This is a genomic window from Prevotella sp. AM42-24 (assembly GCF_003461825.1).
GTDB classification, from domain to species: Bacteria; Bacteroidota; Bacteroidia; order Bacteroidales; family Bacteroidaceae; genus Prevotella; species Prevotella hominis.
In genome coordinates, this window is record NZ_QTXV01000043.1 from 1 (window position 1) to 5343 (window position 5343).

Consider the following 5343-nt stretch of genomic DNA (forward strand, 5'->3'; position numbering starts at 1 on the left):
TGTGGGATAAAGGAAAGATATTGCGTTCAAGCAAATCGTAACCAAAGTTCCGTTTCACTAAATTTTGTATGTTATTCATGAAAGTAAGCCCTCAGCTGTGATAGCTGGGGTCTTGCATTGTTTTATGGCATGAACGGAATAATCACTTTTAGAACAGTGGTCATTTGGTCAAAGGCATTTCTGGTCAAAATCATTGAAGGCATTACGAATCAAATGGCTATAATGCCCCTTATAAAAACAAAAACCTCCAGCTTCACAGTTGGGGGTTTTAAACTACAATTTTCTTTAAAACTAATTTACGAAACTAATTCACTGAAGATTATAAAAAACTTCAGTTGCCTAAGTAACCTTCTTTCACAAGAAAGTCTATTAACCACTTTCAAATATGCAAATATACTCATTTTTATTGAAACTACATCATTTTCGCTCTTTTTTTAACAACATTAACGCTAATCCTTAGAATGTAATACAAAAAGGGTGCGCCATGGACTCATGACACACCCTCTCTATCTTTTTATCGTATTCTTTTTAGAACTCTGCGTTCTTTGGTGTACGTGGGAATGGAATCACATCACGGATGTTCTGCATACCGGTTACGAAGAGTATCAGACGCTCGAAACCGAGTCCGAAACCTGCGTGTGGGCATGAGCCGTACTTGCGGGTATCGAGATACCAATTCATATCCTTCATTGGTATGTTGCGTGCCTCAATCTCACCCATCAACTTGTCATAGCTTTCCTCACGAACTGAACCGCCAATGATCTCACCAATCTGTGGGAACAGGACATCGGTGCCCTGAACGGTCTGACCGCTCTTGCCTCCGAAACCGCTCTCCTCCTCGTCTATCTTCATATAGAATGCCTTGATAGCCTTTGGATAGTTGGTCATGATGACTGGACGCTTGAAGTGCTCCTCTACCAGGAAGCGCTCGTGCTCGGATGCCAAGTCATCACCCCACTCGCATGGGAACTCAAACTTCTTGCCATTGGCGATTGCCTCCTGCAGGATGCGGATTCCCTCGGTATATGGGAGATGTACGAAGTCGGAATTCAAGACGCCTTCCAAACGGGCTATCAGACCCTTGTCGATCATCTTGTTCAGGAATGCCAAATCGTCCTTGCAATGTTCCAACGCCCAACGGATACAATACTTGATGAAATCTTCCTCCAACTCCATCAAACCGTCCATATCCAAGAAAGCTACCTCTGGCTCTACCATCCAGAACTCTGCCAGGTGGCGAGGGGTGTTACTGTTCTCTGCACGGAAGGTTGGACCGAATGTGTAGATAGCGCCCAAGGCTGTGGCTCCCAACTCGCCTTCCAACTGACCTGACACGGTGAGGGAAGTCTGCTTGCCGAAGAAATCATCTGAATAGTCTATCTTGCCATCCTCTGTCTTCTTCAGATTGTAGAGGTTCTTGGTGGTTACCTGGAACATCTGACCGGCTCCCTCGCAGTCGCTGGCTGTGATAAGCGGTGTGTTGAAATAGAAATATCCATGCTCATGGAAATAGGTGTGGATAGCCATTGCCATGTTGTGACGGATACGCATCACTGCACCAAAGGTATTGGTACGGAGACGGAGATGAGCATACTGACGCATATACTCGAAACTCTGACCCTTCTTCTGCATTGGATAATCACCGCCGCAGAGTCCGTAAATCTCTATGCTTTCGCACTGGATCTCTACGCTCTGACCGGCACCCTGGCTCTCTACCAAAGTACCTACTACGCTGATGCAAGCACCTGTAGTGATCTGACGGAGCTGATTCTCATCGACCTTGGATGGGTCGACTACTATCTGAATATTATTAATAGTAGAACCATCGTTAAGAGCGATAAAATCGACTGCTTTGCTACTACGATGGGTACGCACCCATCCCTTTACATTCACGATTGAATCGTAGGCTGTGCTCTTGAGCAAATCTACGACTTTAGTTCTTTTTACTTTTTCCATTGTTTTTATTATTTCTTATTCAAAAGCACCCATGCGGAGCATGTCAACCTCTTTCTCTGTGAGGAAGCGCCAGTCACCGCGACGAAGGTTCTTCTTGGTCAAACCTGCAAACTGTACACGGTCGAGCTTGGTAACACGATAACCGAGGCTCTCGAAGATACGGCGAACGATACGATTCTTGCCACTGTGGATTTCGATGCCCACCTGTGCCTTGTCGCGCTCGTCTGCATAATCTACTGCGTCTGCCTTGATCTCGCCGTCATCCAAAGTGATACCATCACGAATCTGCTGCAAGTCGTGAGCAGTGATGTTCTTGTCGAGATGTACATGATAAACCTTCTTCTTCAGGAACTTAGGATGTGTCAACTTACTTGCCAAATCACCATCGTTGGTGAGAAGGAGGACACCTGTGGTGTTGCGGTCGAGACGGCCTACTGGATAGATACGCTCTGGGCATACGTCCTTGACAAGATCCATCACGGTCTTGCGCTGCTGAGGATCATCGCTGGTTGTCACGTAATCCTTTGGCTTGTTGAGCAATACATATACCTTCTTCTCCAATGATACTGGTGCGTCATGGAACTTCACCTCATCGGTGCGGAGAATCTTGGTACCCAACTCTGTTACAACCTCACCATTGACTGTAACAACTCCTGCCTGGATGAACTCATCAGCCTCACGGCGAGAGCATACACCTGCATTGGCAAGGAACTTGTTCAAACGCAATGGCTCTGTTGGATCGAAGTTCTCCTCCTTGTACTCAATACGCTTCTTCAAGCTATACTTAGCATTTGGATCATAGCCAGGAGTGTGCTGACGATAGCCACCGCCACGATTGTTGTTGTAGCCACCACGGTTGTTGTTGTAGCCGCCGCCACGGTTGTTGTTGTAACCACCGCCACGGTTGTTGTTGTAGCCACCACCACGGTTGTTGTTGTAGCCGCCACCACGGTTGTTGTTGTAACCACCGCCCTGCTGACGATTCTGATAACCGCCCTGCTGACGTGGCTGGTAACCGCCCTGCTGACGTGGCTGATAACCACCCTGCTGACGAGCCTGATAACCGCCCTGCTGACGTGGCTGGTAACCGCCTTCAGCATCGTTATTATTATTGTTGTAGCGTGGACGATAACCACCTGACTGCTGACGTGGCTGATAACCACCGGCACGATTGTTATTATAGCCACCACCCTGTGGACGACCATAGCCGCCACGTGACTGATAGCCACCACGCTGCTGAGAATGTTCACCATTTGAGCTCTGCAAGCCAGCGCCGAAGCCTTCTGGGCGGAAACCACCCTCGCTATTACTGCTGCCTCTGTCGCTGCTATAAGCACGCTGCGAGTTAATACGTGGACGCTGTGGGCGTCCGTTACTGTGATAATTTCTCTGATAACCACCTGCTGGGTTATAACCTCCCTCACGGGTTCCCTCACTCTCAGTAGATTGACCTTGAGCTTTGTTTTCGATTTCTGAATCCATAGTCATTAATTCTTAATAATAGCCTCACGGCTGGGTTAGTAAATCTTATTTGTTAATATTATAATTAATTATTTCTTTAAAGAGTTTACGCCACATCTATTCCTTAGATACCAGTATAGTTACTTGGGGTAATCGCCATCAATTCTGCCTTCACGCTATCACTAACGTTCAAGCCTTGGATAAATTCATGAATGGTTTCCTCTGTCATGTGCTTATTGGTACGTGTCAAAGCCTTCAGTGCTTCGTATGGATGTGGATATGCCTCACGACGCAAGATGGTCTGTATAGCCTCAGCTACTACTGCCCATGTATTGTTCAAATCTTCCTGCAACTTCTCTTCGTGCAAGATCAACTTGCGCAAGCCTTTCAAGGTGCTCTGAATGGCAATCACACCATGCCCCATAGGTACACCGATGTTGCGAAGAACGGTACTGTCGGTCAGGTCGCGCTGCAAACGGCTTACTGGCAACTTCTGCGCCAAAAACTGAAGGATGGCATTGGCAATACCCAAGTTACCCTCACTGTTCTCGAAGTCGATAGGGTTTACCTTATGAGGCATCGCACTGGAACCTACCTCGCCTGCCTTAATCTTCTGCTTGAAGTACTCCATAGAGATATACATCCAGAAGTCACGATCCAAATCGATGATGATGGTGTTGATACGACGAATGGCATCAAAGATGGCGCCCAGATAGTCGTAATTGCTAATCTGAGTAGTATATTGTTCACGCTCCAAGCCCAACTTTTCGCTGACAAACTTGTTGCCGAATGCCTTCCAGTCGAACTCAGGATAAGCTACGTGGTGGGCATTGTAATTGCCAGTAGCGCCACCAAACTTGGCAGTGATCTTGCAGGCTTTCAAAGAATTGAGCTGTTCTGTGAGACGATAGACATACACCATGATTTCCTTACCCAAACGAGTAGGAGAAGCTGGCTGTCCGTGAGTCTTTGCCAACATTGGAACATCCTTCCACTCATCAGCATAGGTCTGCAACTGAGCAATGAGTTCCTCTACCTGAGGATAGTACACCTGTTCCAGAGACTCCTTGACAGAGAGAGGAACACTGGTATTGTTGATATCTTGAGATGTAAGACCGAAATGGATAAACTCCTTATAAGCATCCAAGCCACCGATCTTATCAAATTCTTCTTTGATAAAATACTCGACAGCCTTCACATCGTGATTGGTTATTTTCTCAATATCCTTCACACGCTGTGCTTCGTTCTCATCCAAATTACGGTAGATGTCACGTAAACGCTCGAAAAGAGCATGATCAAAGGATGCTAATTGCGGCAATGGCAATTCGCACAAAGTAATGAAATACTCTATTTCAACTCTTACACGATAACGAATCAGCGCAAACTCTGAATAATAATTAGCAAGCGCTTCTGTCTTTCCCCTATAACGGCCATCAATAGGTGATATGGCTGTCAACAAATCTAAATTCATAACTAATACGTATTAATATATCTAATTAGGCTGCAAAGGTAGAAAAATAATCTGAGAAGACAGAAGAAATAATGATAAATTAGCTTAAAAAACAAAAAAGGTTCCACAAATATTGTGAAACCTTCCTGGTGGGCGTTGACGGATTCGAACCGCCGACCCTCTGCTTGTAAGGCAGATGCTCTAAACCAGCTGAGCTAAACGCCCTAAAAAAATATTCCCTGCAACTCAAATGAACCACAGGGAACCACCCCTATAGTGGGCGCTGACGGATTCGAACCGCCGACCCTCTGCTTGTAAGGCAGATGCTCTAAACCAGCTGAGCTAAGCGCCCTTACGTTACGTAAAGTTATTTTTGAGTGGGCGTTGACGGATTCGAACCGCCGACCCTCTGCTTGTAAGGCAGATGCTCTAAACCAGCTGAGCTAAACGCCCTTACGTTTCGTAAGCGGGTGCAA

At 46.3% G+C, this 5343-nt stretch carries 3 protein-coding genes and 3 tRNA genes; all 6 read right to left on the reverse strand.

The features are described from left to right. Positions 1–528: 528 nt before the first annotated feature. The 6 genes from asnS to DW917_RS11955 all read right to left on the reverse strand — a co-directional run bounded on the left by asnS (position 529) and on the right by DW917_RS11955 (position 5320). Entirely contained in the window at positions 529–1956 is a 1428-nt protein-coding gene (asnS, locus tag DW917_RS11930; protein ID WP_118119007.1) for an asparagine--tRNA ligase, read from the reverse strand. Between the two features lie 15 nt (positions 1957–1971). Then, positions 1972–3438 carry a pseudouridine synthase gene (locus tag DW917_RS11935; protein ID WP_118119051.1) on the reverse strand — a complete coding sequence of 489 codons (1467 nt, stop codon included), beginning with the start codon at positions 3436–3438 and terminating at the stop codon, positions 1972–1974. Positions 3439–3541: 103 nt separating this feature from the next. Then, positions 3542–4888: an adenylosuccinate lyase gene (purB, locus tag DW917_RS11940; protein WP_118119009.1), complete on the reverse strand. Its 1347-nt coding sequence runs from the start codon at positions 4886–4888 to the stop codon at positions 3542–3544. Positions 4889–5014: 126 nt separating this feature from the next. Further along, positions 5015–5092 (reverse strand) — tRNA-Val (locus tag DW917_RS11945). A gap of 52 nt (positions 5093–5144) precedes the next feature. Beyond that, positions 5145–5219 (reverse strand) — tRNA-Val (locus DW917_RS11950). Between the two features lie 26 nt (positions 5220–5245). Next, positions 5246–5320, reverse strand: a tRNA-Val gene (locus DW917_RS11955). Positions 5321–5343: the final 23 nt, after the last annotated feature.